General features: G+C 45.0%; 30 protein-coding genes. All 30 read right to left on the bottom strand.

Features of this window, described 5'->3' with window-relative positions:
• Nucleotides 1-7: 7 nt before the first annotated feature.
• Nucleotides 8-2071 (bottom strand): terminase, encoded by a 2064-nt coding sequence (locus tag M1D65_RS06895; RefSeq protein WP_276353723.1) that lies wholly within the window; start codon nt 2069-2071, stop codon nt 8-10.
• A 2-nt stretch (nt 2072-2073) separates the two neighbouring features.
• Nucleotides 2074-2346, bottom strand: coding sequence for a hypothetical protein (locus tag M1D65_RS06890; protein WP_010330427.1), 273 nt, complete (start codon nt 2344-2346; stop codon nt 2074-2076).
• On the bottom strand, nt 2343-2921 hold the full coding sequence (locus tag M1D65_RS06885; RefSeq protein ID WP_015483131.1) for a YmfQ family protein: 579 nt from the start codon (nt 2919-2921) through the stop codon (nt 2343-2345). Before M1D65_RS06885 ends, M1D65_RS06890 begins: the two co-directional genes overlap by 4 nt.
• A complete protein-coding gene (locus tag M1D65_RS06880; protein WP_041351213.1) occupies nt 2905-3951 on the bottom strand; it encodes a baseplate J/gp47 family protein in 1047 nt (348 codons plus the stop codon). The genes M1D65_RS06885 and M1D65_RS06880 overlap by 17 nt, the downstream gene beginning before the upstream one ends.
• On the bottom strand, nt 3944-4369 hold the full coding sequence (locus tag M1D65_RS06875) for a DUF2634 domain-containing protein (RefSeq protein WP_064671288.1): 426 nt from the start codon (nt 4367-4369) through the stop codon (nt 3944-3946). The genes M1D65_RS06880 and M1D65_RS06875 overlap by 8 nt, the downstream gene beginning before the upstream one ends.
• A gap of 57 nt (nt 4370-4426) precedes the next feature.
• Entirely contained in the window at nt 4427-4693 is a 267-nt protein-coding gene (locus tag M1D65_RS06870; RefSeq protein WP_064671287.1) for a DUF2577 family protein, read from the bottom strand.
• A complete protein-coding gene (locus M1D65_RS06865; protein ID WP_064671286.1) occupies nt 4693-5670 on the bottom strand; it encodes an XkdQ/YqbQ family protein in 978 nt (325 codons plus the stop codon). Before M1D65_RS06865 ends, M1D65_RS06870 begins: the two co-directional genes overlap by 1 nt.
• Nucleotides 5671-5685: 15 nt before the next feature.
• Entirely contained in the window at nt 5686-6345 is a 660-nt protein-coding gene (locus M1D65_RS06860) for a LysM peptidoglycan-binding domain-containing protein (protein ID WP_033884962.1), read from the bottom strand.
• Nucleotides 6338-10216 (bottom strand): transglycosylase SLT domain-containing protein, encoded by a 3879-nt coding sequence (locus M1D65_RS06855; RefSeq protein ID WP_064671285.1) that lies wholly within the window; start codon nt 10214-10216, stop codon nt 6338-6340. The genes M1D65_RS06860 and M1D65_RS06855 overlap by 8 nt, the downstream gene beginning before the upstream one ends.
• A 1-nt stretch (nt 10217) precedes the next feature.
• Nucleotides 10218-10367 carry a hypothetical protein gene (locus M1D65_RS06850; RefSeq protein WP_003239113.1) on the bottom strand — a complete coding sequence of 50 codons (150 nt, stop codon included), beginning with the start codon at nt 10365-10367 and terminating at the stop codon, nt 10218-10220.
• Between the two features lie 29 nt (nt 10368-10396).
• Nucleotides 10397-10843, bottom strand: a complete 447-nt coding sequence (locus M1D65_RS06845) for a phage-like element PBSX protein XkdN (RefSeq protein ID WP_003232676.1) — start codon at nt 10841-10843, stop codon at nt 10397-10399.
• Between the two features lie 90 nt (nt 10844-10933).
• Nucleotides 10934-11377, bottom strand: a complete 444-nt coding sequence (locus M1D65_RS06840) for a phage tail tube protein (RefSeq protein ID WP_003232677.1) — start codon at nt 11375-11377, stop codon at nt 10934-10936.
• 1 nt (nt 11378) lies between these two features.
• A complete protein-coding gene (locus tag M1D65_RS06835) occupies nt 11379-12779 on the bottom strand; it encodes a phage tail sheath family protein (protein WP_003245369.1) in 1401 nt (466 codons plus the stop codon).
• The gene (locus tag M1D65_RS06830) at nt 12776-12994 is read right to left on the bottom strand and encodes a hypothetical protein (RefSeq protein WP_003232679.1); all 219 of its coding nucleotides are present in this window, start codon (nt 12992-12994) and stop codon (nt 12776-12778) included. Before M1D65_RS06830 ends, M1D65_RS06835 begins: the two co-directional genes overlap by 4 nt.
• A 3-nt stretch (nt 12995-12997) precedes the next feature.
• Nucleotides 12998-13438, bottom strand: a complete 441-nt coding sequence (locus M1D65_RS06825) for a phage-like element PBSX protein XkdJ (RefSeq protein ID WP_003232680.1) — start codon at nt 13436-13438, stop codon at nt 12998-13000.
• A 12-nt stretch (nt 13439-13450) separates the two neighbouring features.
• Nucleotides 13451-13936 carry an HK97 gp10 family phage protein gene (locus M1D65_RS06820; protein WP_003245226.1) on the bottom strand — a complete coding sequence of 162 codons (486 nt, stop codon included), beginning with the start codon at nt 13934-13936 and terminating at the stop codon, nt 13451-13453.
• Nucleotides 13933-14289, bottom strand: coding sequence for a YqbH/XkdH family protein (locus M1D65_RS06815; protein ID WP_003232682.1), 357 nt, complete (start codon nt 14287-14289; stop codon nt 13933-13935). Before M1D65_RS06815 ends, M1D65_RS06820 begins: the two co-directional genes overlap by 4 nt.
• Nucleotides 14286-14669: a protein YqbG gene (yqbG, locus tag M1D65_RS06810; protein ID WP_456270821.1), complete on the bottom strand. Its 384-nt coding sequence runs from the start codon at nt 14667-14669 to the stop codon at nt 14286-14288. The genes M1D65_RS06815 and yqbG overlap by 4 nt, the downstream gene beginning before the upstream one ends.
• Nucleotides 14670-14690: 21 nt before the next feature.
• Nucleotides 14691-15626 carry a phage major capsid protein gene (locus M1D65_RS06805; RefSeq protein ID WP_003232690.1) on the bottom strand — a complete coding sequence of 312 codons (936 nt, stop codon included), beginning with the start codon at nt 15624-15626 and terminating at the stop codon, nt 14691-14693.
• A 25-nt stretch (nt 15627-15651) separates the two neighbouring features.
• Nucleotides 15652-16479, bottom strand: coding sequence for an XkdF-like putative serine protease domain-containing protein (locus M1D65_RS06800; protein WP_456270820.1), 828 nt, complete (start codon nt 16477-16479; stop codon nt 15652-15654).
• 19 nt (nt 16480-16498) lie between these two features.
• The gene (locus M1D65_RS06795) at nt 16499-17986 is read right to left on the bottom strand and encodes a phage portal protein (RefSeq protein WP_032725514.1); all 1488 of its coding nucleotides are present in this window, start codon (nt 17984-17986) and stop codon (nt 16499-16501) included.
• Nucleotides 17987-17989: 3 nt separating this feature from the next.
• A complete protein-coding gene (locus M1D65_RS06790; RefSeq protein ID WP_038828719.1) occupies nt 17990-19291 on the bottom strand; it encodes a PBSX family phage terminase large subunit in 1302 nt (433 codons plus the stop codon).
• On the bottom strand, nt 19288-20085 hold the full coding sequence (gene xtmA, locus M1D65_RS06785) for a phage terminase small subunit (RefSeq protein WP_029317665.1): 798 nt from the start codon (nt 20083-20085) through the stop codon (nt 19288-19290). Before xtmA ends, M1D65_RS06790 begins: the two co-directional genes overlap by 4 nt.
• Before the next feature lie 117 nt (nt 20086-20202).
• Nucleotides 20203-20712 carry a sigma-70 family RNA polymerase sigma factor gene (locus M1D65_RS06780; protein WP_120028003.1) on the bottom strand — a complete coding sequence of 170 codons (510 nt, stop codon included), beginning with the start codon at nt 20710-20712 and terminating at the stop codon, nt 20203-20205.
• A 115-nt stretch (nt 20713-20827) separates the two neighbouring features.
• A complete protein-coding gene (xtrA, locus tag M1D65_RS06775; protein WP_021479478.1) occupies nt 20828-21034 on the bottom strand; it encodes a phage-like element PBSX protein XtrA in 207 nt (68 codons plus the stop codon).
• A complete protein-coding gene (gene xkdD / locus M1D65_RS06770) occupies nt 21031-21381 on the bottom strand; it encodes a phage-like element PBSX protein XkdD (RefSeq protein ID WP_021479479.1) in 351 nt (116 codons plus the stop codon). The genes xtrA and xkdD overlap by 4 nt, the downstream gene beginning before the upstream one ends.
• A gap of 84 nt (nt 21382-21465) precedes the next feature.
• The gene (locus M1D65_RS06765; protein WP_003245588.1) at nt 21466-21633 is read right to left on the bottom strand and encodes a hypothetical protein; all 168 of its coding nucleotides are present in this window, start codon (nt 21631-21633) and stop codon (nt 21466-21468) included.
• Nucleotides 21633-22433: a DnaA ATPase domain-containing protein gene (locus tag M1D65_RS06760; RefSeq protein WP_456270819.1), complete on the bottom strand. Its 801-nt coding sequence runs from the start codon at nt 22431-22433 to the stop codon at nt 21633-21635. Before M1D65_RS06760 ends, M1D65_RS06765 begins: the two co-directional genes overlap by 1 nt.
• Nucleotides 22333-23169, bottom strand: a complete 837-nt coding sequence (locus M1D65_RS06755) for a phage-like element PBSX protein XkdB (RefSeq protein ID WP_003245799.1) — start codon at nt 23167-23169, stop codon at nt 22333-22335. Before M1D65_RS06755 ends, M1D65_RS06760 begins: the two co-directional genes overlap by 101 nt.
• A complete protein-coding gene (locus tag M1D65_RS06750) occupies nt 23156-23335 on the bottom strand; it encodes a hypothetical protein (protein ID WP_123373430.1) in 180 nt (59 codons plus the stop codon). Before M1D65_RS06750 ends, M1D65_RS06755 begins: the two co-directional genes overlap by 14 nt.
• Nucleotides 23336-23375: the final 40 nt, after the last annotated feature.

Here is a 23375-nt window from a genome sequence, read left to right as displayed (position 1 = left end):
GTACCTCCTAAACTCTCGGATAATTTCTTCCGCCAAGCTCCAGAACATCAAAATAATTGAGAACTCCATTCGAATCTGTAACATATCGTGTTACATCCCCGGAATAACCAACATAAACATAAATTTCAACATAATCTCCTGCATCAAGCGGAACTGTAACAGATCCAGTAACAGTTGCATTAAACTCATTATCACTGTTATTGGAAGGGGTAGGCATTCTAAATTGATTCATTAATTTATACTTTGTGCCGTTCACATAAACATATAATTCAAAATTGGAGTATCGCTCAGTATTCTCTATATATAAACTTGCACCGACTAAGTGCATTCCTGCATGACTGGCTACAAACCTATTATTTTTCGTATCAAACAATTTATGACTATCTTTTATAATACGGTTAAATTTAATTTTGTTATTTTCTCCTTTAATCAGAGCTTGACGCCCAGTAGTCCCAATATTAGCGTGAGCAAATCCTGATATCTTTTGCCATGCAGTCCAGCCTGAATCTGACCACCAATGGCGGATCCAAGTCCCTACATGATCATAACTTCCACTAGTTGTGTCTGCATTTCCATAGAAATACTGAGTAAAGCGATAATTACTATGCTTTTCATTTTTTACAAATCCATAAGTGAGCGGGTATCCTGTAGTGTTATTGGCCCCAATGTCCATAAAAGTGATTCCGTATTTGTAATCATTTCCGCTTATTCTCGCATCTTGGATTGCATTTGATCCTGTTAGAACAGTTAATTTTTGATTTGTATAATTTGTTTCAACATAGTTTTTAGCATCAGCTAAAGCTTTATCTGCTTTACTTTGTGAACCTTCCGATGTTTCCAATATATACCAATCGGTATAATCAGTACCATTAACAGCTACCCTTGTATAAAGTGTTTTCGTAGAGATGCTAAACCAATCTTGACGTGTAGCCCATTTATTTGCAGAAGGGTAGATAATTAATAAACCTGTTCTGTTATCATTTAGCGGAAATTGATTTTGCAATACTGGATTTGCATTCATGTAATTAGTGTCTAAACGATAAGTGCCAGGCGGAAGATTTAAATCATTTGCATCGGTTATTGAATTTAATGGTCTAGTAATAAAGGCCGTGCTGTTAGTATAATCTTTTGATTGGTTCAAAGCAGTATCAGCTTTTTTTTGCGCACCATCAGGTGTCTCCTGCTTAACATTCTCAACATTTCCGAGACCCACTTGTTGTTTAGTAACTGAATGTGGATTAGTTTTATCATTTTTATGAATATCTAATTCTGATTGAACTCTATCTATAAAATCTGTTGTTGCAATTTGTTTCCATCCTCTAAATTCTCCATCAGTGTGAACCATTCCAATCCACATCATGCTTCCCCAACTTTGGTAAGCTACTATTGTTTTCCTTCCTGAACCGCCTTCTACAATATCGTAGTTATACCAAGTTGCATCGCCTTCCACCGGGTTGTTTACAACTGACTGACCAACTGCACAATAAAACCCAGAAGATAATGTAAGAATATCTGTACCGTCTTGGAGTTGTATTCTTTTACCATCGTCTCCAGTAAGTTTAATTAGTTGGGCAGCATTCCATTTGTTTCTTTCCCCTTCAGATACATGAACTTTAGTATTGCTTAAATGAGCATCAAAATCTGCTTGTGAGGCTTGTTTCACATTTTCGACATTCCCAAGTCCAACTTGTGCTTTTGTTACTTGGTTAGGATTATCTCTTCGTGCAGCAAAACTATCTGTATAGGCTTTTGCGTTGGCTTCGGCTTGATCTGCCTTATTTTGAGCTTCACCTGGAGTTTCTTTTGCGTTCCAGTTTTCACGCTCTGTCGATGTAACATGCCGCACCTGATCTTGCTCATGCTTGTCAAAATCCTTCTTCGCCGCCTGCTGCACATTATCCACGTTCCCCAGCCCGATTTGCGCCTTTGTTGTGTTGTGGGGGTTGTTCATGTCGTTTTTGTGAGCAGCCAGATCGGTGTGGGCGTCTTTTATTCCTTTTTCCCAACGGTTGACGTCATCTTCGTTGATTGGGTCGTCCGGAAGCCAGTCTGTTTTTTCTTCGTATGCCATGTTTACACCACCTCAAAGGTAAATCTGAAATCGAGTGTTCTGTTTTCGCTGACGTCCAGGTCAGTCTTTCTCTCTGTGATCACATTGCCCAGCTCGTCAAAAATTTGTACCGTTTCGATATGCTTGATGTCTTCCTCACGTTTTGTCAGAACGGTGACGGTCGCACCGTCAATGGTGAGCTCTACTATTTCTGTTTTTTGGCCGTTGAGCAGCACGTGATCGATTCTGCTTTTTAGATCAGCCGCTGTGCGTTCTCTGTATATGGTTGAAATCAAGTTAAGACCACCTCATTATTGTTAAGAGTGACAGAATAACCGACCTTGAGCTCACTGGCTGTTCGGTATCTGCGATGATTCAGGATGACTGTGTCTTTGATTTGCAGCGTCTCGTTCAATCCGCCTCTGAGCGTATACGCCAAATGAGCGGGCTTCATGTTTTCTATCGCTTCGATCAGCTCATTCATGTGCTGGAGGTCATCAACATTGATATCGACGTTAAATCGGTATTCGCCGGGAAGCAGGCGGACCTGTGCAGACGGGTTTTTCAAGAAACGGTTTACCGCCTGCTCAATGGCCCTGTATGTGATTGGCGGGATGTTCGACATTTTGGAAATGAGTCTCAATCGTCTGATCTCATCAGTGTCACCTGATTCCCGCGGTACGTTTAAAATCTTTTCCCAGCGGCTGAGCCCCCATGTCGCCGTCGGTACGAATAACTGATCCGTCAGATCAAATATGCTGTCATTTTGTTTATCAAACTCAGGCGCTTCCGCTTTCAGCAGCTCAGCCATTTCTTTAAGGCTGGTAAGAAACGGCGGCAGATACGCTGTCATGTCATCTTGTTTGCTCAATGATCTTCACCTGCCCAAGCTTAGGAATTTCCACGTCGCTCAGCACCAGATTTTCAGACGTGCCGTTGATTTGAATATTGGAGTAGTCACTGACTGATGGTGAATTATAGACGATATTGTTAATTTGAGAAAGGCGGATGACGTTATCTTCAAAAGCCATTTTCTTAAAGAGATTTAAAACGCCTTCCTCAATTTCTGACTTCACTTCATCAATTGAGTGATTGATCTCAGGCAGCACTTCGGCAGAAATCTCAACTTCTTTCCAGACCGCGCTCTCCACTGTGACAACGGCTCCGATTGGCGCCTGTCCCTCTCCCTGTCCTGGTTCAGGGTCGATATAATCTTTCACTTTTTGAATTAAAATATGAGAAGCGGGCTCAAGATTCGCATTGGTGACGACAATTTTGACAGTGCCTTCACCGTTCCAAAGCGGGAAGATCTTTGCCTTTCCCACACCGTCCACTTCCTCAGCCCACTCTTTATAATGCATTTTATTGGCACTGACGGCCTCACGCCGAACCCTTGTAAAATACCGTTCTCGCAAGCTGTCATCTCCCTCTTCCTCGCGCCCCGGAATCAGGATTTCTTTGACAATGGCCGTTTCTAAACCGGGAATGGTATCCAATGACAGTAAATTGCGTCCGGTCAGATTGGCGTTTCCCGCTTCACCAGGTGTTTCACAGATGAGCGTCCCGTCTGCCGTATATTGAAAATAAAGATTATCCACGTAAAAGCGGGAGCCGACAGGAATAGTAACTCCAGATGTAAACTCTCCCGCTCTGACCGCCTTTGTCGCGGCTGTCCGTTCAATTCCCGCTTCCGCTGCACGCCTGTCTAAAAATTCGCCTTGTGCGGTATCAGAAAAAACGAGCTCAAGCACAGTATCCAGCCATATATAAGACTTCGCAAGCTCGGCCGCCGCCGGGGCTAACGCATTATAAATGACGCTGCCTTCTCTTGTGTCAATATCTGCGGAAATGCTGTTCAGCATACGCTCCATAATCGCTTCAAAAGTCTGATCTTCAAACATCTTCGCCAATCACCTCCTCAATCTCAAGCGTTCCTTCATCCGTCTCCACCACGAAGGACACATGAAACGCATCGCCTTGTTTTTCAATCTCAAAATCTGTTACAGCCGATATCCGGTCATCATAAACCAGCGCCTCTTCTATCAGCCTCGGAATCTCCATCTTTTTATAGGCATCAGTCGTCTCATGATCTGTCAGCACGTCCGGAAGCTCATTACCGACATTATGGCTATATACGGAATACGCATAGCGTTCTGTCTGTAAGGCGATATACACGAACTGCCTGATCGCTTCAAGCCCTGTAATCAGCTCATTCGTAATTCTTCCGTTTTCAAAATCTATTTTATACGTTTGCGAGGTTTCAATGACTTCGCTCTCATCTTCAAAATCCTCAAACTCCACTTCTGGTGTCAGGGCCATGATGCCCACTCCTTTTACATGCTAAATAAAAACCCCTTCGTACTGAAGCGGTTTTGTCTATACCTTATCTAAAATAAAAAACGATTGCCCGCCAGTCAGAGCCGCGGTCATGAGGCGATCCCCCGGTTCGAGTGCATCGTCTCCTCCGGACTGCATTCGTTTTGGGATAATGATGGCGTCTTCCGGTATGATCAGTTTGCTGTTTTCTTTTAATTTGATTTCCACAGGAGAAACTGAAACGACTTCAGCCGGGAGCAGTTCTACCGGAGACTCAGCGTCAATTGCGCCGACCGCCAAATGTTTTATAACCTCACTTAATCTCATCAGAAAACTCCTTCCGGCATCGTATTCTTTTCGACAACATCAATAGTCATCGTATGTTTCGTTCCTTTAAATTCATGCCGGTCCGTATCTACCCAATAGGTTTTCTTGATACCGGCCTCCGGAATCGAAATATAGACGGGCAAGCCGCTCTGCACTTCCGGGATGCCCACTGCCTGAATATTTTTCAGTTCTTTTTTCACGCCCTTTTTTTCAGCAAGGCGTACATCTGCCCGCTGCTGAAGCTGTGCCTGGTTGATGTCATCTGTGACCGTTTCTGTATATTGAAGCACACCGTATTTATTTAAGCCTGAACTGTCCTTAGCAGAGGCTTTATATGTCTTATTGTCCTTTTGCCGGCGAAGCACCACCCGAGTAGCAGTGTCGTTTATAGAAGTGCTGTATTGGTAGCCTGTGATATTGACGCCCGTTTCAAGCACCCATACCTCTGACGGATCTGGCCAAGCGCGCAGACCGAGCTTTCCTTTTTCCGAATACAGCTGGTAATGTCGTCCTGTCTGGCTTTTCGTCTGTTTCAGCGCTTTTAATATGATGTCATACAATGTCGTATCATTTTTAATGACAAGACTTTTGATCGTATGGCCTGTGTTCGCGATCGAGGTTGTCGGTATCTGGAAGTCACTAGCAATCCTTCTGATGATCTGGTCGGCCCGCTGATTGGAAAACACGTACATATCCTGGTTTTTGACCAGGTACTGCAGCATGTCATAAGCGCTGAAGGCAAGCGTATGCTCGTCCGGGGTTCTTGCAAAAACAATGCCCCGAAACAGCTCTTTTCCCTTCCATTTAAACAAGACCGTATCTCCTTCTGAGACACTGTAATACGTCTGGTCGCCCTGTTTGGTGACGATGGTCGCTTCAATGGAGCGCGGCGCCTGATAACGGTGGCCTTCAAGCGATACGCTTTCAGCAACCAGCTCAAGCCACTCTGTGTCTTTAATGACGAACAGTTCTATCATCATACATCACCTGTTTCATTGCGGTATCTTTAATTTTTGGCCGGGAAAAATCCAGTGGCCCGGCTGCCTGATGTTCCGTTTGCTTCGTTTGATCATTGCTGTTTTATTGGCGTTCCAAATTTTGCGCCATTGAGTGCTGTTCCCGTAAAATCTGCCTGCAATGTCCCATAGCGTGTCTCCCTTTTTCACTGTGTACGTCTTCGGCGCAGCCTTCGACGGACGTTTTGCCTTTGTTTTTTTCTTCTGCTTGATTTTCCGCGGGGAAGCGGTTTTGTATTCTTTTAATTGAATATCAAAGGTGCGATCACCTATATCCTGCTGGCCTTCGCTATAGGAAAAACCTTCAATACTGCATGTTAAATTCACTTTAGTTCCCGTAATCAAAAACTGAACCGGTTTTTTGGCCTTCATCCATTTTTCAATTTTTGTTATCGCATTTTCCGGCGACGGGAAGGTTTGATATTCAGCTATTGGGCTGTATTTCTTCGGAAAAAACGAAGAGAACGAAATTTCTTTCGCGCCTTGTTCGTCAATAAATGTAAGGTCACCGAACTTGGCTACTTTAACCGTCTCATTCTGAACCGTATTTGAAATATTCAGCTGGTCGGGAAGAACGGGGAGCCGCAACTTGTCCTTCCCTTGTGAAATCCAAAATTCATATACGGATTTAGTCAAATGCAACGACTCCCTTCGTTCCAATATTGATATCCTTTTGCAGTTCATCTATAAGCGCCTGCTTTATTTTCGCTGCAAGGGTTTCAGCGTCCTGTCCATTATGGAAGTGCTGGTCTCCGTTAAACTCAATCTTTATTTCTTTCGTTCCGGCTGTTTGTATCGTTTGCCGTGTACCGGATGTAACTGCTGAAACTTGACCTGAAGAAAGCTCAGATTGCTCGGATTGAGACGGATCTGTCACTTCCATTCCCAGAGCTTGCGCAGCTCTCTGAAGGAGGTAGCGGCCGCGGATGCCTCGCTCCTCCGGAATGATCCATTCCCGCTTGTTTCCTTCACCGACACGTGCAATTTGTTCTTTCGTAATCAGTCCGCCGTTGGCATAACCAACGTACGGACCGCCATGATTCAAGCTTTTAATCCCCGGCACATTATTGATTGACCCATATCTGCTTTTAATGTAGCCGATCGCAGCAGCTGCATTGTGAATCGGGTTTCTAATGTTACCCATGCCCGGCGCTTTGTGATCATTAAAGGTACTTGGGATCGTCTGCATCAGCCCCTGTGACGGATGCCCTGCTTTTGCGTTGCTGTCCCACAAGTTAATTGCATTCGGATTGCCTCCGGACTCATGCTGCGCAATCGTCATGAGTCCCGGAAGCCAGCTTATCGGTGTCTTGGTGGCCATGAGAGCAGCCATAATCCATTGTTTTACGTTCCCGCCCATGGCTCCCATTCCGGAATAGGCAGCCGCCAGTGATCCAGCTTGTTTTTCAGCATATTTCTTTACATCTACTGAGCCAAGTCCTTTGACAACACCAATTGAAGCAAAACGCCCCAAGCTCATCATGACACGGGAAGGTGAATGAATATCTAGCTCCTCACGGAAAGCCTGCTCCACTCTCTTGGCCATATCCTTTGCTGCTTGTTTTACTTCACTGGATTTAGAATTCATACCTGTCACAAAGTTTCCGATCAAACCGGAGCCCCAGCTGTTCGATGTGTCTTTTGAACGCAGGAACGGTTTGTCAACATGTGTACTCACATACTGTGCAGTCCCTGTTTGGGTTGAGTTTTGTCCTTGCGCAAAGCCTTTGACCGTACCTGTCCCCCATGATGACGATTTATTTACAGTAGCTTGGTACGGCGTTTTAACTTTTGATTGCAAAAAGCCGTCCGTTCCGGTTGCAGTGCCGTTTTGGCCCTTGGCATACCCGCTTACCATTTGTTTACCGTAATTTGGTGAAGCAGAAATCATTTGTGTAAATGGCGTATTGATGTTTTTCTTTTTCCAGTCTTCCATTTTGACCGGCTGATTGCTGATGCCTTTACCAAAGCCCTCTGAAAATTGCTGTCCGAGGTCTGAAGCTTGGCCGTTAAGGCTAGATGTATTAATAGAAGATGGCATTGAAGCAGATTGGCTGCCAACAGTGTTTAGAGCTGTCCCACCTGAAAGTGTAGAGGCTGATGCCATATCATCGACCACATGCATGCCCAATTTCGATGCGGCTTGCGCTAACAGCATTTTGCCGCGGCCGCGATTGTTGTCGACTGGAATGACAAATTCCTTACCTGCCTCACCGATCCAGGAGATAGTCGGTTTGGTAATAAAACCACCTGTGGCGTTTTTGTCAGCTTTCATCCCGAAGTCTCTGTGAGCCTTCTCTCGTCCTTTTTGAAAATGATCTACCTTTTCTTTAACCCAAGACGTCACTCCGCCGCCCAATTTTTGAGCAGTTTTTACTACCTTCCCGCCTGTAGACTTTATAGCATCCCAAGAATCTCCTAATATATTTTTTCCCCACTCTTTTACTGAATCCCATTTTCCAGACCACCAGTCTTTATTAAATAGGCTGTCCTCAAGTGTAGATTTGAATTTTTTCCAAAGTGACTTTGTATTTTCCCATTTTTCCTTTGTCCAGCCTTTGACACCTTCCCACTTACCGGACCACCAATCTTTATTAAAGACTGTTTCTTTTACTTTCGACTTAATTGATTCCCAAACAGAAACGGCACCGTTCCATTTTTCTTGAGCCCAGCTCTTAACGCCTTCCCACTTACCGGACCACCAATCTTTATTAAAGACTGTTTCTTTTACTTTTGATTTAACAGAGTTCCATACAGAGGAAGCTTGATCCCATTTTTCCTGTGTCCAACCTTTTACCGATTCCCATTTTCCGCCCCACCAATCACTATTGAAAAGCGTAGACTCTAATGTACCGTATGCATAACCAGCTTTTTCAGCCCACCAATTTGAGTCAAAAAAATTAGTAGAAGCTGTATCTTTTATATTAGTCCACGTATCACTAAGGCCTCCGAGAGTATCACTCGTTGTTGTTTTAACACCTGTCCATTTTTCATTCCACCAATCACCATTAAATAATGTATTTGAAATGTTCTCTTTGATTTGAGAAGTATCAAACATCTTACCAATGTTCTTACCTGCTTCTTCGCCGCCGATTCCGCCTACTAACCCGCCGCCAATTCCGCCGATTGCCCCGCCGATTGCTGTACCTTCCGGACCAACGAAAGATCCAATCGTTGCACCAGCTTCCGCTCCGGCTGTTGCACCAGCTTCCGCTCCGGCAATGCGTCCTCCGATTGAACCAACCTTTTCGCCAGCATTATCTTTATTGATTCCAGCTAAATCAAACACTGCTAAAGCAGATCCTACGTATGGAACAGCCTTTCCCATTCCTCTGAACGCTTTACCTAGTTTGGATGAATCTTTCCCTAGCGATTTTAACCCTCCAAGCCAGTTCTTTAACTTGGAACCCGAGGTCCTAGGTGCACTTTCAGCAGGTGTGCCGCTCTGGCGTCTTCTTATCACCTCTCCAGGAACCTTGAGTGTTCTGTTTGGAGCCTTTGTGGGGCTTTTCTTTTTTCTATAGGTTTTTTTATTTTTAGTGCCCGGGCTGATACCGCCTTCACAGCAGTCACAGCAACAATTTCCTCCTGTATTACGGTTAAGGACTTTTTTATCTGTGTCAGAATTTTCACCAGAATCGTCCTTTTTTTGTGGTCCTAGAATTTTATCAATGATCTTATCAAACACATCATTTTTCAGCTTTTCTATCAATCTCTCTTTGAAACGATCCAAAAAAGCTTTGCCTATTTCATTGAGCGTATCTTTGATCCAAGGCCAAGCTGATTTTGTCCACCAATCCTTCAGCCAACCTTTTATTTTTCCGACCCAACCAGGTTTTTGATCTGAGCTCTTATCAGAGCCTTTATCTGAGGATTTGTCTGATTCTCTCTTAGAAGTTTCTTTGTTAATCGGGCTTTCTTTTTTATTGATTTTATCTGATACTTTTGTTTTAACAACCACTTTTACATAATAGGTTTTTTCAAATTTCCTGAGAAGTGCTGTTAATCGATTAACTGTTTTGGTGATTTCATCGATGACCTTTAGTTTGACTGTGTATCCGTTTTTCAAATTTTTCTTAATATAACCGATAATCCTTTTAACTGTAGAAGTAACCTTGTCATCTGGAATCAAAAGGAATGATAGCTTTTGATTAGAAAGCATCTTCTTTATTTTTTTATACGCAGCTGCTGTCCGGTCTACCAAAGAGACAGTCAGCTTCGTTTCTTTCGGCAGCCGTTTAAGTTTTCTTTCAATTGCATCAAGCTTTGAAGTGACTTGGTCATCAAGTACAACTTTAATTTCAAGCGATTTCGCGAATTTCAAAATGATATAGTCGTTTATTTTTCTCAGCCGGTAAAATGCCTGATCTTCCGCTCTGATACTGATTTTGATTTGCCGATTAATGGTTTTGACTTTTTTTTCGACCTCTTGGAATCCTTTATGTATCCGTTTTAGTTTTTTAGATACCTTGTCTTCGAGATCAAAACGGGCTGTTAATTTTGCGATATTAGTTCCCTCCTCTCCTTGATTCTTTTTCTAATAGATCTAGCTTATAACCTATCAACCCAAATAAAAGAGCTTTAAAATGTTTTGGTGCTTCATATAATTCAAGAAGTTGGGATGGCGAGTAATGAAGCTCATGCATTGCATAGTACAAATACACAGCTTCCTTATCGCCATCCTTTACTAGTTTTTTGCTTCTTCTTCTAGATCTTCAAGATCATCTTCAAAACCATTGATTTCAATTGCTTTATTCAGCCAGTTCGCATACTCTCCCCCAACAGATAATACACGTTTGGCAACTTCTACCGGATCCGCAGTTTTGTATGCTTCCCTTAAATCTTTTGAACGAAAATCAGGATAAATAGTAGATTCGATGGCAATTCTCGCATAAAAGCGCTGGGAGTCTAAATCTTTGACACGGCCGCGGCCTTTCACATTTTTAAATGTGGTGTTTTCTTTCTCTAATTCATCAATACGTTCAGTAGTAATCGGTTTTAAAATAAACGGAATGACATTCCCTTTTTTATCAACAAAACGCTTTGAGATCGGCACTTTGATTTCCTCAGCTTCAATTGTTTTTCCCGGCATAAAAAAGGAAAGATCATATACGTTTTCGTTCTTCTCGCTCATGTAAAAAACTCCCTTGTCTATTGTTTGGTTTCATCTTTTAAAAACAGACCTTTCTGAGAAAGGTCTGCGTATGGGCTGATTCAGCTTTGATTAAAACGTGTCAGATAGCTTTTCAGGGACGTCGAAGTCTTCGAATGTAAATGGAACTTCTTCCTCTAACGCTTCTGAATCGACATCAAGGCTTGCAATTTTGGCAGAGTCAAAGTTGACGTCGTACAGCGTGACTCGCTCTGTGCCCCGGCCGGAGGATTGATCATCCAGCACAGCTTGGAGCGTGAAATAAGGGTCGCTGCCTTTTTTGACATAGTCCATCATCAATAGCACGAATTTTGATGTGACTTTGTAGAACGTTGCGGTCCCTGTTCCATTTGCCCCTGTTGTTTTATGGCCTGTCATGCGGCGGCCCATAATGTTGACTTCGGATTTGTTTTTCTCAACGTTTGCTTCAAATGTTTTGATGTGCGCCATTTCCTCACCATCGAGAAATAAGCGGCCTTCTTTTCCTGAAATTGTGTTTTGTGCTTTTAATGCCATATTAGTTTACCTCCACATTAAAGTAGAATTTTTCTGCTGCGTCGACAGGCTGAACAGCCAGGTCAATCAAGAAGCCGTCACGATCTTCATTCATTGAAATTGTGATATCTTCATCGGAATCAAAGCCAGTGATGCCGCCCGCATCCTGAAGCGTTGTCATGTATTGCGTGATCATCGTTTTTACATACTGCAGTCCGTCTTCAGATGCCGGGATATCGCTTCCGCTGCCTTTTCTTGATTTAATTAAGGCTTTCAGCTCGCGTGTTAAATCATTATTCACAGCATCCAGGACACGAACGATTTTGTTCTTTGCAAATTTCTTGTTTTTCTCAGCTGTGAACGTCACGAGTGAGTTAATGTCCTTTTCTACGCTGACGGATTTGTCACGGGCGTCGAATGTGAATAAAAATTCACCTTTGCCTAGACGTTCAACAATCGTATCGTGGTCAAGGCGGTGTAACACATCAACGGCGCCTTCGTACTCTACAAATGTGAGTGATTGGTTAAAGGTTGCTCCTGCACTCGCTCCAGCTACCCAAGCTGTTGCTTTGTCCGGAGTAACTTCCGTGCCATCTTCAAGCAGCACACCCTCTGTTACGTTGATGATGCCTTCATAATCACCGGCATAATTGGCTGTGACGCCTTGCACTTTTTGTCCTTGGCCGTCGCGCAGGCGTTTAATGAAAGCAGCAAACGTCGCCTTCAACTGGTCACCTTCTGCAACAGGCAGCGCAATCACATCAAAGCTCTCCGTTTCAGCCGCGGCTAAGAAATCTGTATAGTCGGAGTTGACAGGGGCTTTATCCGTACCGCCAGATAAACGGATGCCCGCGGATGCATTCAGCGTCTCAGCTGCAGTGTCTCCTTCTGATCCAGTGAGAGGAATCGTTGAAGAAAGATCGCCTGTTCCGGTAAAAGTGACATAGCCGTTAGCTGTTAATTCTTCAGCCTTTTTGACAGTCTGTTTATCAACCTCTGATTCGTCCATATATGTTGTCACATCGAAAGAATTAGCATCCAGCACATTTTGATTGATGCGGATGATAATGTCATTTCCTTTTGTTCCGCCATATACTGCAGTTGCTTTGACGCCTTCAGCAATATCAGCAGACGCTCGGACACCTTCGGTTAGACGGTACATCAATACCGTTTTCGCATTTTTCTTCGCTTCACGCAGCAGCAATAAAGACGGGTCATCAATGCTGAGGCCCACTTTTTTGTTTAGGTCTTCAACGCTGGAAATGGAGACGAACGTTTTCGCTTCGCCCCAGCTTGATGCGACCGGAAGTGCGACTGTTCCCCGTTCACTGAGTGATACCCGCTCCTGTGCCGTCGTTTTAAAGTTAAAATAAATGCCTGCACGTTCTTTTTCTTTGCCTGTTGTAAATGTTCCGCCATTCATGATGACATGACCTCCTTGGTTAGAAATGTTTGAATCAATTGGTTGGCTTCTGATTTCGTCATACGTGGTTGATCCACGCCAAATAAAGCCCCCTGAAGAATATCCGGCTTAACGCCGAACAGTTCCTTCGCATGCTTAATCAAATCCGCTGTATCAAATAGAGCTTCTCGGCTCTTTGTATGTACAGCCTTCTTCTGTTGTTTGTCCTTTGACACCGTTTATTTCACCCCGCTGTTCATGTCGATATCCTGTAAGACAGGCTGTTCTGTTTTGTGATAATAATATCGGCTGCTCCACCTGATCACCATGGCCGCCTCGCCCCTGTCCCCTACCCTTGTCTCGATTTGGGAGATGCGAACCATATCCCCCGTCTTCTCACCGGATTCACTCAGCAGCGGAATCATATTTCTCGCTTCTCTGATGGCATCCGCGAGCCTGTCCGCTTCATCCAGTGCCTGAACGGAGTCCAGATGAAACAGTTTTACATTGAGACTGTAGGTTTTTTTAAATGTGGAGACCGTATCTGTTTCCTCGAAAACAGATGGTGGCGGGACGTATAACGACGGCACCTGAAAGTGATCAGGAAGCTCGCGTTCATAAATGGGAACAGACCACCGGCTGTACAAAAACGCCATGATCGATCCTGTTTCACTGTTCATCCTGCTCCTCCTTTACAGCTTCTTCAGCCACTGGCGCAGTTTGCTTTCCAGCGATTTTTCAAACAGCTGTTCATATAAAAGCAGTGCATGATCCCAGTAGCCCGTGCCCGGTATCCATTTTCTCTTGAGCGCCATTCCCGTTGAAGCCGCTGGATCATAAATAAACCGTGAGCCTTGAAAACGCCCCGGCACCCATCTCACATCTTGTTTTGACGTCCAATGGCCGTCATTAAGAAATGAGGCGTAATCAAGCTGTGTCCCCACCTCAAGCGAAAGCCCGCCGCTTTGCACAATCCAGAGATTGTCCTCTGCGCCTTTCTCAAAGGAACTGAGCAGTTTTTCTGTATCAATCGTTTGTGTGCTGATGAGTTCAGATTGGACGATCTCCAGAAAATCTTGCCCGCACTCCTCAAGCCACCGGGACGCCTGTCTGGAAAAACCGCCTGAAGCCGCTTCTTTTAATGCCGTGTTCAGCTGTTTCAATCCCGCTATTTTCATAGGCTTTCATCCCTGACTGCGACGACCTCCCAATGATGATGCCTGATCCTTTTCGGCAGCTTTAGTATATATTTATGATTCTCCCAAATGATTTTATCGTTCACGCGGATGTCCGCTGACAACGGAAAATGGACGAGAAAGCTATGATATACAGTTTGATCCGGCTTCTCCTGAATCAGCTGCTGTGTTTTTTCGGTAAAATAACAAGGGACATCTTGTTCATCGGGTGTATCGGGATATGAAATCACCGGCTGCAGCCTGTCTGCCGGAATCCCAAATCGGCCTGCAGACGGCGCTTGGGCTGCTTCATGATAAATGTCGCAACGGTGAATGAGCATCTGCTTGTAGCTCATAAAGATCTCACCTTCAGTCTGGAGGATTCAGGGACGTAGCCCGGCTTGATAAACTCTTCGAGCAAATGATACACCTCAGGCCGCTGAATCCAGCCTTCTCCGGAAACCGTGTAGGAATAATCCCCCATTTTCTCAGACTGATAGCTTGATGAGGCAGATTCATCGCTGTTGACAAGCGCAAAATACTGGGCAAGCTTTACTAAAGCCAGCTTCACCTTACCGGGCAGCGGATCATACAAGCTGTCTTCAAAGCGGTGGCCCGTGATGAGAGCCGCTTCTGCTTCCGCCTCGATGATATCCTGCGCCAGCAGCTCTTCCGGCCTGTTTTTCACCCGATCATAGACCGAATAGGAGGCTACGTCAGTCGGTTCAATGAGCATGAGCTGACCACCTCGTTTCTATTATTCTTTTACGTTAATTAATTTCGCGCAGGCATCCTCTTCCTCGAACTTGCTGTCCAGCTTGGCCGTTAAGACAATAATGAATTTACGGGAGCGGATGTCTTTGTCGACTTCAATTCGGATATTGCGGGAGAAGCCGAGAATGATATTTTTCGGATGTGTGAGAATGATATCAGAAGCGTCATATTGCGCGTCTCCCTCACCGACTGTGTACGGCTGAATATTGGATACTCCTTTGACCGGTACGCCGAATGCTGTTGACAAGCCGCCCTGAACAGCCTGGTCCCCAAGGTTTGTCTGGCGGTCTGCCACGCGGTCCTTCCATTCAACTTCTAAGCCGTGAGACGTATAGAATCTGAATTCCTGAGGGATGCGCAAATATTTTGGCGGAACTGCCTTTAAGCCTTTCTTGAATGTCGCTCTGGACAATTCTTCACCGTTCATGTCAACGATATGGGAAACCGCCTGTTTACGGATGCCGTCCAGCTGTGCCAGATACGGATCAGCTGATGCTGTATCACCGTTAACGATCAGCTCTTCAATATCAACTGCTGCGCGCTCTGCTAAAATTTGCATGATTGTCTGCTGCAGGCCGTCTTTTTCAATATTGTTTTCAAGTGTGTCATACGTAATGTTAATTTCCGCAATGACTTCCTTCGTGTTCAGCTGGACAGTGCTTGTCGTTGGAACTGTCAGCTCGTCGTTTGACAGTGCTTTTCCTTCTTGCGCAGCCCGCAGAATACGCTGGCCGAAGCCGATTTTCTCAAATTTTTGCGAGTCATTTTCCATTTGAATCACGCGGGATTCACTGAAAATGGTCGGCGTGTTTTGCACCATGCGGATAAAAGCCGATGCTTGCGCAGGGTTCATAAGCCCGCCGCTTTTTAAAGCAGAAAGCGACATTTCCGCTTTCCGAATGATCTCTTGATTTCTCAATTGATTTCCTCCTCCTTGACTGGTTTTACAGCAGTCCGCTCCAGATTGATTTTTTGACTTGCTCTGTATTGCCGCCCGTATCGTCCGCTGTCTGCTTAGACGCGCCTCGCGCTTTTTCCAAAGCCTCGATGCGTTCGATCAGCGGGGCAAGCATGTCTTCAACGAGCTTTTTCAGACGCTCGTCATCACCCGTCTGCTCCGGCTTTTCCTCCGTGTCTGTGTTTTTTTCAATCCGCTCAAGCCGTTTGAGCAGAGGGTAAAGCGCATGCTCGAATGATTCTTTCATGTCTTCTTTTCTCATTTCTTCAGTCTCCTTCCCTGTTTTGTCAGCAAGCATTTGCTTGAATACACTAAAGAACCCTGCTTTTTCGACCGGTTCTTCTTCATACACATCTGCAGTGCCAGCCATGCTGTAGCCGGTGATAATTCCAGCCTTAATCTGTTCCCACACCTCGTCAGACGCTCTTGTCACGAGTACCCATGAGCCCTTAGTAATCCGCTTTGACCCGATCATAAAATCATCGGGCGCCACATAGGACTCGACCACGACGCCGGTTCCGCCCTCAAAGCTGTGATTGATATCAATCTCCCGTGCCTCCGCGAGAAAACCGTGCGCCGCTTTTTCAATTTCCTCGGCGGTCATAAAATCGCCGTGGGCATCAGGAACATCAGGCTCATACACGATTCCGTACACGAGCTTTTGTTCATCCTGCTCACATTTTGTAAACAGCCGAACCTTTTTTTCAAATGACGGAGGTTCGGCTGACTTCGTAAAGAAAAATTCTGTCTGGTTAGCCGCCTTGTCCACATAACTGACAAAGCTGATTTTGGCATTTCTTAATTCTCGCGCCACCTGCTTGATTCACCTCCCTTCAGGACGTTTTGATATCTTCGATGCTTTCTTTCAACTCCTGCATGAGCGCAGTCAGGTTTGTCTTTTCCGCATCCTGTCCTGCAGGCCGTTTATAAATGTCCTCCGGCCACTCCTCCAGTGTTTTGCCAAGCACCCGTCCCGCAAGGTCGCGTAAATCATTCGGCGAGACTGCTCCTGCTGTAATAAAAGGACCGAGCACCTTCGCAATCTCAAGCGGATCACGAAAGTCCGGTCCTTTTAATGTCAGCCTGACGTCATGGATATTCAGCTCCGGCAAAAGCAGCGTGTTCAGTTTATTCACGAGCGTTTTTCGCTCCGGCTGAAAAACCTGCTCCTCCGTAATTTTTCTAGCAGTATCAGCTGTCGCCCGGTTGTATTCCTGGGCCTCGCCTGTATACAGCGGCGGGAGACGGAACGCGGAACGCAGCTTATTTCTGCTTTTTTCATCGTATTCAAGAAACAGGGCGTCGTTTTGGAGAATTTCAGCCAAGGATTTGATTTCCACGGAAACCGGCGTAATATCCTCGCCTCCGTGGAGATCCTTTTCTTTTGCGATTCCTTCCGCTTCGATCAGGAGAAATTTATGGGCGTTTTCAACACCTTCAAGATCATTCATGTATTCCTGCAGCTCCCGGTAAGAAGCTTCAGACAGCATCCCGTTTTCCACTGTAATCGCAGCGGGGACGTGACGTCCCTGCTTAAAATACATAAAATTGAGCTCTTCTGCTTTTCGGGCCCCGTATAAATTGACAATATTGCCGATCCAGCGGGGTACACCGTATACGCCGCTTCCGATTTTGAGGTGAATGGCTTCATTTGCTTGATACTTCTCTGCCAATGTGTTTACATATTCACCTGTGCGAATATCCATTTTTCGCGGATCGCCGTATTCTTTAAAAAATACTTTCTTTCCATTGATCATCTGCACATATTTTCGGAAGCGTTTTTGCCTTTTGATCCTTTTCATTTTCCCGTTTTCTTCATATACGAATGAAACCTCTACAGGCTCGCCTGCTCCGCATACACGCATATATTTCACATCTAAATATTCGATGCCGGCAGGTTTTCCCGCCCCGTCGCGAAGCACTTCCATAAATCCGTTGCCTGTTTTTTCTCTGTCTTCGATGGCATAGCCTAAAATCATTTCAGCTGATTCATCAAAGTGAAGACATTTATAAAAGGCTTCGAGTCTGGCCCAGTCTTTTTCCGCTCTTTTCTTTTTTGCCTGATCGACATCACTTGCGTTGACATCAAATGTGTACTCAACATCGAATCCAAAGCCTGTAATATTCACTCTGTACGCATCAATGCATTGCTGAAGAATGGTCGAGTATTCGGCAATGGTTTTGAGCTCGATGATATTGTAGGGCGGAGCGATAATGTCCTCTCCGTACAGCTCAGAAAAGTCATCTTCATAGATTTGCTTTGTCTGAGGAGCCGCGGCATTGGCTTTAAATACAGTTGCTCTGACTGTTTGATTGTGCATGATTTATGACCTCCTCCTTTCTCTGTTCGGCCGGATTCGTTTGTGTGCTGTCTCTTTCATATCAGCAACCTCATAATCATCAATCGCATACCAAATGGCAGAAAGCGTATGCGGGTCAATCGTGAATTCATCCTCAATCAGAGCTCCGTTTTTATCTTTGGCATACGTAAGTGTCTTGAGCTCATAGATGACATTTTCACAGCGATCCGAACAGAAGATTTTTTTGAACCGTTTTACCTTTTTGGTATATTGAAGCCTGGAGCCGGGAAACTTTCTGGCTCCAACCATCCGAAAGCCCTGCTGGCGGAAATATTGAATGCTTTTCGGCTCAGCCGAGTCGGCTTTGATCAATTCCTGTGTCTCAATAAACTCACGCAGCTCCTCAGCCGTCCTGTCATCTGTCATTTTGTTTTGATAATACTCCCAATAAATGTAGAGGTATTTTTTCTCAGGATCTACAGCAAGCCGGACGACGGCATTATAGGATTCCTCGAATCCAAAATCCATGCCTGTACGAAAGATTGGCTTGCTGATGTCTGCGATACATTTTTTCACTTGATCATGCGGGAGTACCTCGAACTGCGGCAGCACCCTGATCCCGTTGACGCCGAATCGTCCTTTGCGGGCAATCCGGTACAGGTCGGGATCATACTCTTTGAGTCCGTCAAGCTGTTTCAGATAGCTTTCCGGGAGAAAAAGATTGTCGTTAGCGGTGGAATGATGGTAATACGTATCTCCCTTCACAATCGTCCGCTTTTCGTAAAGTTCGCTGTCATCCAGCACAAACCGTTTCTTGCGTTCATCCCGAAAAAAATGCCTATACGTCCAATTGGAGGTGCCGACGGGATTGGTGGTACAGATCATATGAAGCTTCAGCTCAGGATGGCGAAGACGTCCGATTAACTCCTTGAACCCCTCATACTTCACCTCTGAGCACTCTTCAATCCATATTAATGAAATGTTATGAACCGATTTTAATTTTGCCGGATTGTCCATTCCTTTGAACATGATCCGGCTGCCATTGTGAAATCGCAGCTGCAGCGGGGAAGAAAGAGATGCCACAGCCTTTGTGAGACCGAGCTCTTCGATCACCTCTTGAAACAAGGCGAAGGTCGAATCCCGATGGGTATCGAACACCTCCCGGATCACAAGGGCCGTCCGTTTTTCCTTCAGCAGCTTTAGCACGATTTTCAATGCCGTATGATAGCTTTTGGATGAGCCGTAGCCGCCGACGAGAAACTGGTACGTCTGCTCCCAATTGAACACGTAATCTTCGAAATGAGGGTTGATTTCTTTTACAATCATGACTTGCCCTCTTTTCGTTTGATCATAATTTCAATCGGTTCCTGGCTGTCATCTGTTTTCTCCGCTTTTTGTTTGGCAAGCTTCAATTTCTCATTTTCAATTTTTTGTTTAAATTGATCTGGAAACAAATCAAAATATAAGGACAGCTTCTCAAGCGCCTTCATTTTATCTGCAAGCTTGATGGCAATGCCTTCTTTGCCAAGCTTTGCTTCCGTTACAATGGTGCCGTCAACGAGCCCCGAGTCTTTGACATCGACAAAGCTGATTTCCTTCATAATCGGGTTATCATCTTCATCAAACAGCGGACCCGATTTCCCGACAGCCTGGACCTCTTTTTTTCCAAAGGTCACATAGTCCGTAATATCCGCAAACGCGATCTTGATATAAACCTGCAGCACATCCATCGCTTCAATAAACATCTCATTGACCATTTCTTTTTTTATGCGTCTGATTTCAGCAGCGACCTTTTCGTTTTTTAAGAGCCGGCTGCCCGTCACATGAGCGCTGTCCGGAGAATAGCCCGCTTTGATTGCTGACTGTGTGGCATTGAAGCTTTTGACGTAATACAGGCAAAACAGCCGCTGGCGTTCATTTAATTCATCGTTGTCTATAGGGCGCTGTTTTTGTTCGTTTTTGGACGCAGAAAACAGGGCCTCTTTCCATTTGTCTTGTTTTTTCCAGATGCCGATTGTTTTCGCGGAAACACCGATTGTGTCCGCAATCGCCCGATTTGTGATCTTTCCTTGATGTTGTTGATAGATTGCTAATGCTTGTTCGCGCTGTTGTGTTTTCATGCTACGGCATCACCGCCACCTCCAGCATGGTTGTTTATTCATAAAAGCGGCTGATCATGCCAGCCGCTTATGTGTCATGCTCTATTCACTTATAGGTGGCAAACGTATGACAAGCTTTCATGCAAGTGATCGATTCATGTCTTCCTGCTGTCTTTGCATCTTTAAACTCGCCCGTTTAATCGTCGTTTGCACTGTCGATTTTTTCACGCCGAGAAGATCGGCGATCCGTTCATAAGAAAAACATTCTACCTTATGCAGCAAAAACATTTCCTTTTCTCTGTCCGTTAACAGGGCTAATGCTTCTCGAATTTTCTCTCTGTCTTCTTCTGATACCTGTCCGTCCGGCTCAAACATCATAGCGCTGGAAAATGATTCGATGATTCTCGGGTCTTTGATCATCAGCCGCTGGTAGGCATCACGCCGGTCAATCGCCCGTCTGATGCCGGGCTGCCTTCCTTTTTCAAGCCATTCTGTTACATATTCAAGATCAGTAATCATATTTCTGATGATTTTTTTATCCTTCAGCTCTTCAGCTGAGAGCACGGATTCATCTGCCTCAGCGAGCGGTTTATATTGTATTCTTGTTTGTTTGAGCGTGCGTTTATATTCAAATAGTAAGTCTTGCATTCTATGATCCTCCTTATTTTTGGCAAATAAAAAACGGACACCAATCAACGCACAAATGCTGTGCAGTTGATCAGTGTCCGCAGGCTTTCCGTCTTGGACGTATTCTGTTTTCGCTTTAATTTAATTTGTAGCCGATTTCAAATTCCACTCGGGCAAGGTCGCCCTTTCTTGTTTCGACGAGCGTTTTTCCATGCTCGGGCGCTTCTGTGATCCATGCTTCTTGCTTGATGCCATCCACAATAATGACACGGATTTTCCCGTCCTCCAGCTGACTCTTAAGCGTGACGGAATCAATATGCTGCAGTTTTTTAGGATGAATCATGTTTTATTTCCTCCCCTTTTCGGTGCAGCGCTTGCTTCGGCTTTTTCTAATAGCTGAATGATGCGCTCCTTTGAATGAACAGAATTTCCCTTCAGAAAATCAAGAGCTGCTTTAGATGCTTCCAGCAATTCAGGCGCAGCGGCCATCAAAGCGGCATTGCTTTTTTGCGAATAAGAGCTGAGGTCAAATACAGCTGCAATCAGCCGCCCGTTTGAGTACGGAAATCTTTCTTTTTCTTCTTCACTGTAAGCTGAATAAATATAGATCGGTTTCGTATCCCCGCACGGGACAGCACGCCACGGCGCAGGGCTTTTCTCTGCCTGTTTTGTCTTTGCCAACACTTTCACTTCCCGTCGTCCTTATACCATTGTTCAATGTTTTTTTCTGTTCGCTTTGCCCGAAACAGCAAAGCGATTAGAGCAGTCAGCTGTTTAATCATAGATATTCAGCCTCGCTTTTCCCGCTGTCAGCATTTGCTCCAGCTTTTGAATGACAGGCGTTAAGTCAGTGCCGGACCGGCAGTTCGGACATGGATGAAAAACGACTCCAATACCGGTATGTTCCACAATGACTTTCTTTGTTTGACAAAGCTTACACATTATCTGACGCCCTCCAATCTATGGTTAAGCTCGTAGGCTGCTCCTTTGATAATCACTAAATAGTCACTGCACATCTCATAGATTCTCGTGCCGAGCGCTTCATCGACCCGTACAAGTCCTTCAATTGTCAGCTCGCTCGAAAGCAAAATCGGTTTATGATTTAAGTAGCGATAATTGAGTACCGAATACATTTGCTCTAATTGCCAATCTGTAGCGCGGGGTTTGCCGTTAACCGGTTTAAACAGGTCATCTATGAACAGCACATCCGCCTGCTTCATCCGGTTCAGCTTCGCTTCTAATAGGGCAAAATCATTTTTCAGATCAGTAAAGCCTTCCACGAACGGAAAATAAATGACAGGCACATAGCATGTTTTCATTAATTCGTTGGCAGCGGCAGTCAAAAGGTGTGTTTTCCCTGATCCGGGCTGTCCTAAAAGGGCAATGCTGTTTTTTCGGCAATCCTTGATTTGTTCATAATCGGCAACATACTCTTTTGTACACTCAAATGCGTCTTTTATGGCCTGCGGCTTTCCCTCCGTGCGGAATTCCTTGAAGCCGAGCTGTCTGAAAGCGTGGGTAATCTCACTTGCACCCAGCAGCCGCTTCACTTTCCGTTCTGCCATGCAGCTGCACATCGTCCAGACTTCCAGGCCATTCTGCCTGACGAGATAACCTCCCTGATCCTTGCAGCGCAGGCAATCATACCTGCTTGCGTCTGATTCGTCCGGTTTGTCCGCCAGTAATGGACGTCTCCCTCTTCTCAGCTCGTCCAAAATCTGTTCGATTGTTCGTTTTGTCATGTTTTTTCATCCTCTCATGCTGAATTGCGGCATTCTTTTTGGCTTGCTGCGCGAAAAATCTGTCTTCAATGAATTTCGAGCAGTAGCGAAAAGCCTTGATTGTTTCAGAAGCGGCGGTCCGCCGGTTTTCAAAAGCCTGAAAGCATTCTTCAAGCCATTTGATTGTTTGCGTGACAGGAACGCCGATGGCAACAATGCGGGCGATGGCTTGATAATCTCTTGAGGAAGGATACACGGTGCGTCCTTCTTGAGCCGACCGTAATTGTGTAAACCGCTTCGCAATGTGATCCACTGCATCATCAGCAGCAGTATATTTGTTTGTTTTATCTATATCTGTACGGTCGTTTGTGTCCGGTGTCTGCGGCGAAAATGGCCGTTCTTTTAGACTCCCGTGTACAGTATTGTCCGATCTGAAGCTGAATTTTTTGGAATGCTTGACCGAAATCATCAGTCCGTATGGCGCACGGACGGCCTTTATGTAATCATGGTTTTCGAGAAGCTCCAGCCATCTTCTGACGGTTTTTTCACTTACGCCGAAGACTGCCGCCATTTCTCTCGCTTTTAACGGCTTATGGCCGAGTACGATGCCCCAGCTTACGCCGTCTTTTTCGATTTCTTTTGTTGTTGAGCTGATAAACCAGAGAAACAGCCATAGCGCCGGGCCGATTTTGTCATAATGTTCTGAATTCAATAACCCTGAATACGTCGGAAAAGGATAGCTTTTATCGTTTTTCATTGTACGCCGCTTCTCCTTTTAACATCATGTATGCTCGAAACTGTTCCTGCGTTTCAAAGTGAAACACCGGAAGGCCGCATGCCGTAAACGAAATGGTGCCGCCGGATTGTCCGAGATGGCGCTGATCTATGGGATTTTCACTAAAAACAATTTGGATTGGATACATGTGATCACTCTCCTGGTTTGTTTTCGATACATTTCGTATC

This window comes from Bacillus sp. JZ39 (assembly GCF_053903145.1).
This window is presented reverse-complemented; position numbering and strand designations above follow the sequence as displayed.

Coding starts and splice junctions, on each gene's coding strand:
- M1D65_RS06895 (WP_276353723.1), bottom strand. CDS start 2,071: ATGGCATACGAAGAAAAAACAGACTGGCTTCCGGACGACCCAATCAAC.
- M1D65_RS06880 (WP_041351213.1), bottom strand. CDS start 3,951: ATGTTTGAAGATCAGACTTTTGAAGCGATTATGGAGCGTATGCTGAAC.
- M1D65_RS06875 (WP_064671288.1), bottom strand. CDS start 4,369: ATGGCCCTGACACCAGAAGTGGAGTTTGAGGATTTTGAAGATGAGAGC.
- M1D65_RS06870 (WP_064671287.1), bottom strand. CDS start 4,693: ATGAGATTAAGTGAGGTTATAAAACATTTGGCGGTCGGCGCAATTGAC.
- M1D65_RS06865 (WP_064671286.1), bottom strand. CDS start 5,670: ATGATAGAACTGTTCGTCATTAAAGACACAGAGTGGCTTGAGCTGGTT.
- M1D65_RS06845 (WP_003232676.1), bottom strand. CDS start 10,843: ATGAGCGAGAAGAACGAAAACGTATATGATCTTTCCTTTTTTATGCCG.
- M1D65_RS06840 (WP_003232677.1), bottom strand. CDS start 11,377: ATGGCATTAAAAGCACAAAACACAATTTCAGGAAAAGAAGGCCGCTTA.
- M1D65_RS06835 (WP_003245369.1), bottom strand. CDS start 12,779: ATGAATGGCGGAACATTTACAACAGGCAAAGAAAAAGAACGTGCAGGC.
- M1D65_RS06825 (WP_003232680.1), bottom strand. CDS start 13,438: ATGAACAGTGAAACAGGATCGATCATGGCGTTTTTGTACAGCCGGTGG.
- M1D65_RS06820 (WP_003245226.1), bottom strand. CDS start 13,936: ATGAAAATAGCGGGATTGAAACAGCTGAACACGGCATTAAAAGAAGCG.
- M1D65_RS06815 (WP_003232682.1), bottom strand. CDS start 14,289: ATGAGCTACAAGCAGATGCTCATTCACCGTTGCGACATTTATCATGAA.
- yqbG (WP_456270821.1), bottom strand. CDS start 14,669: ATGCTCATTGAACCGACTGACGTAGCCTCCTATTCGGTCTATGATCGG.
- M1D65_RS06795 (WP_032725514.1), bottom strand. CDS start 17,986: ATGCACAATCAAACAGTCAGAGCAACTGTATTTAAAGCCAATGCCGCG.
- M1D65_RS06790 (WP_038828719.1), bottom strand. CDS start 19,291: ATGATTGTAAAAGAAATCAACCCTCATTTCGAAGATTACGTGTTCAAT.
- xtmA (WP_029317665.1), bottom strand. CDS start 20,085: ATGAAAACACAACAGCGCGAACAAGCATTAGCAATCTATCAACAACAT.
- M1D65_RS06780 (WP_120028003.1), bottom strand. CDS start 20,712: ATGCAAGACTTACTATTTGAATATAAACGCACGCTCAAACAAACAAGA.
- xtrA (WP_021479478.1), bottom strand. CDS start 21,034: ATGATTCATCCTAAAAAACTGCAGCATATTGATTCCGTCACGCTTAAG.
- M1D65_RS06765 (WP_003245588.1), bottom strand. CDS start 21,633: ATGTGTAAGCTTTGTCAAACAAAGAAAGTCATTGTGGAACATACCGGT.
- M1D65_RS06760 (WP_456270819.1), bottom strand. CDS start 22,433: ATGACAAAACGAACAATCGAACAGATTTTGGACGAGCTGAGAAGAGGG.
- M1D65_RS06755 (WP_003245799.1), bottom strand. CDS start 23,169: ATGAAAAACGATAAAAGCTATCCTTTTCCGACGTATTCAGGGTTATTG.
- M1D65_RS06750 (WP_123373430.1), bottom strand. CDS start 23,335: ATGTATCCAATCCAAATTGTTTTTAGTGAAAATCCCATAGATCAGCGC.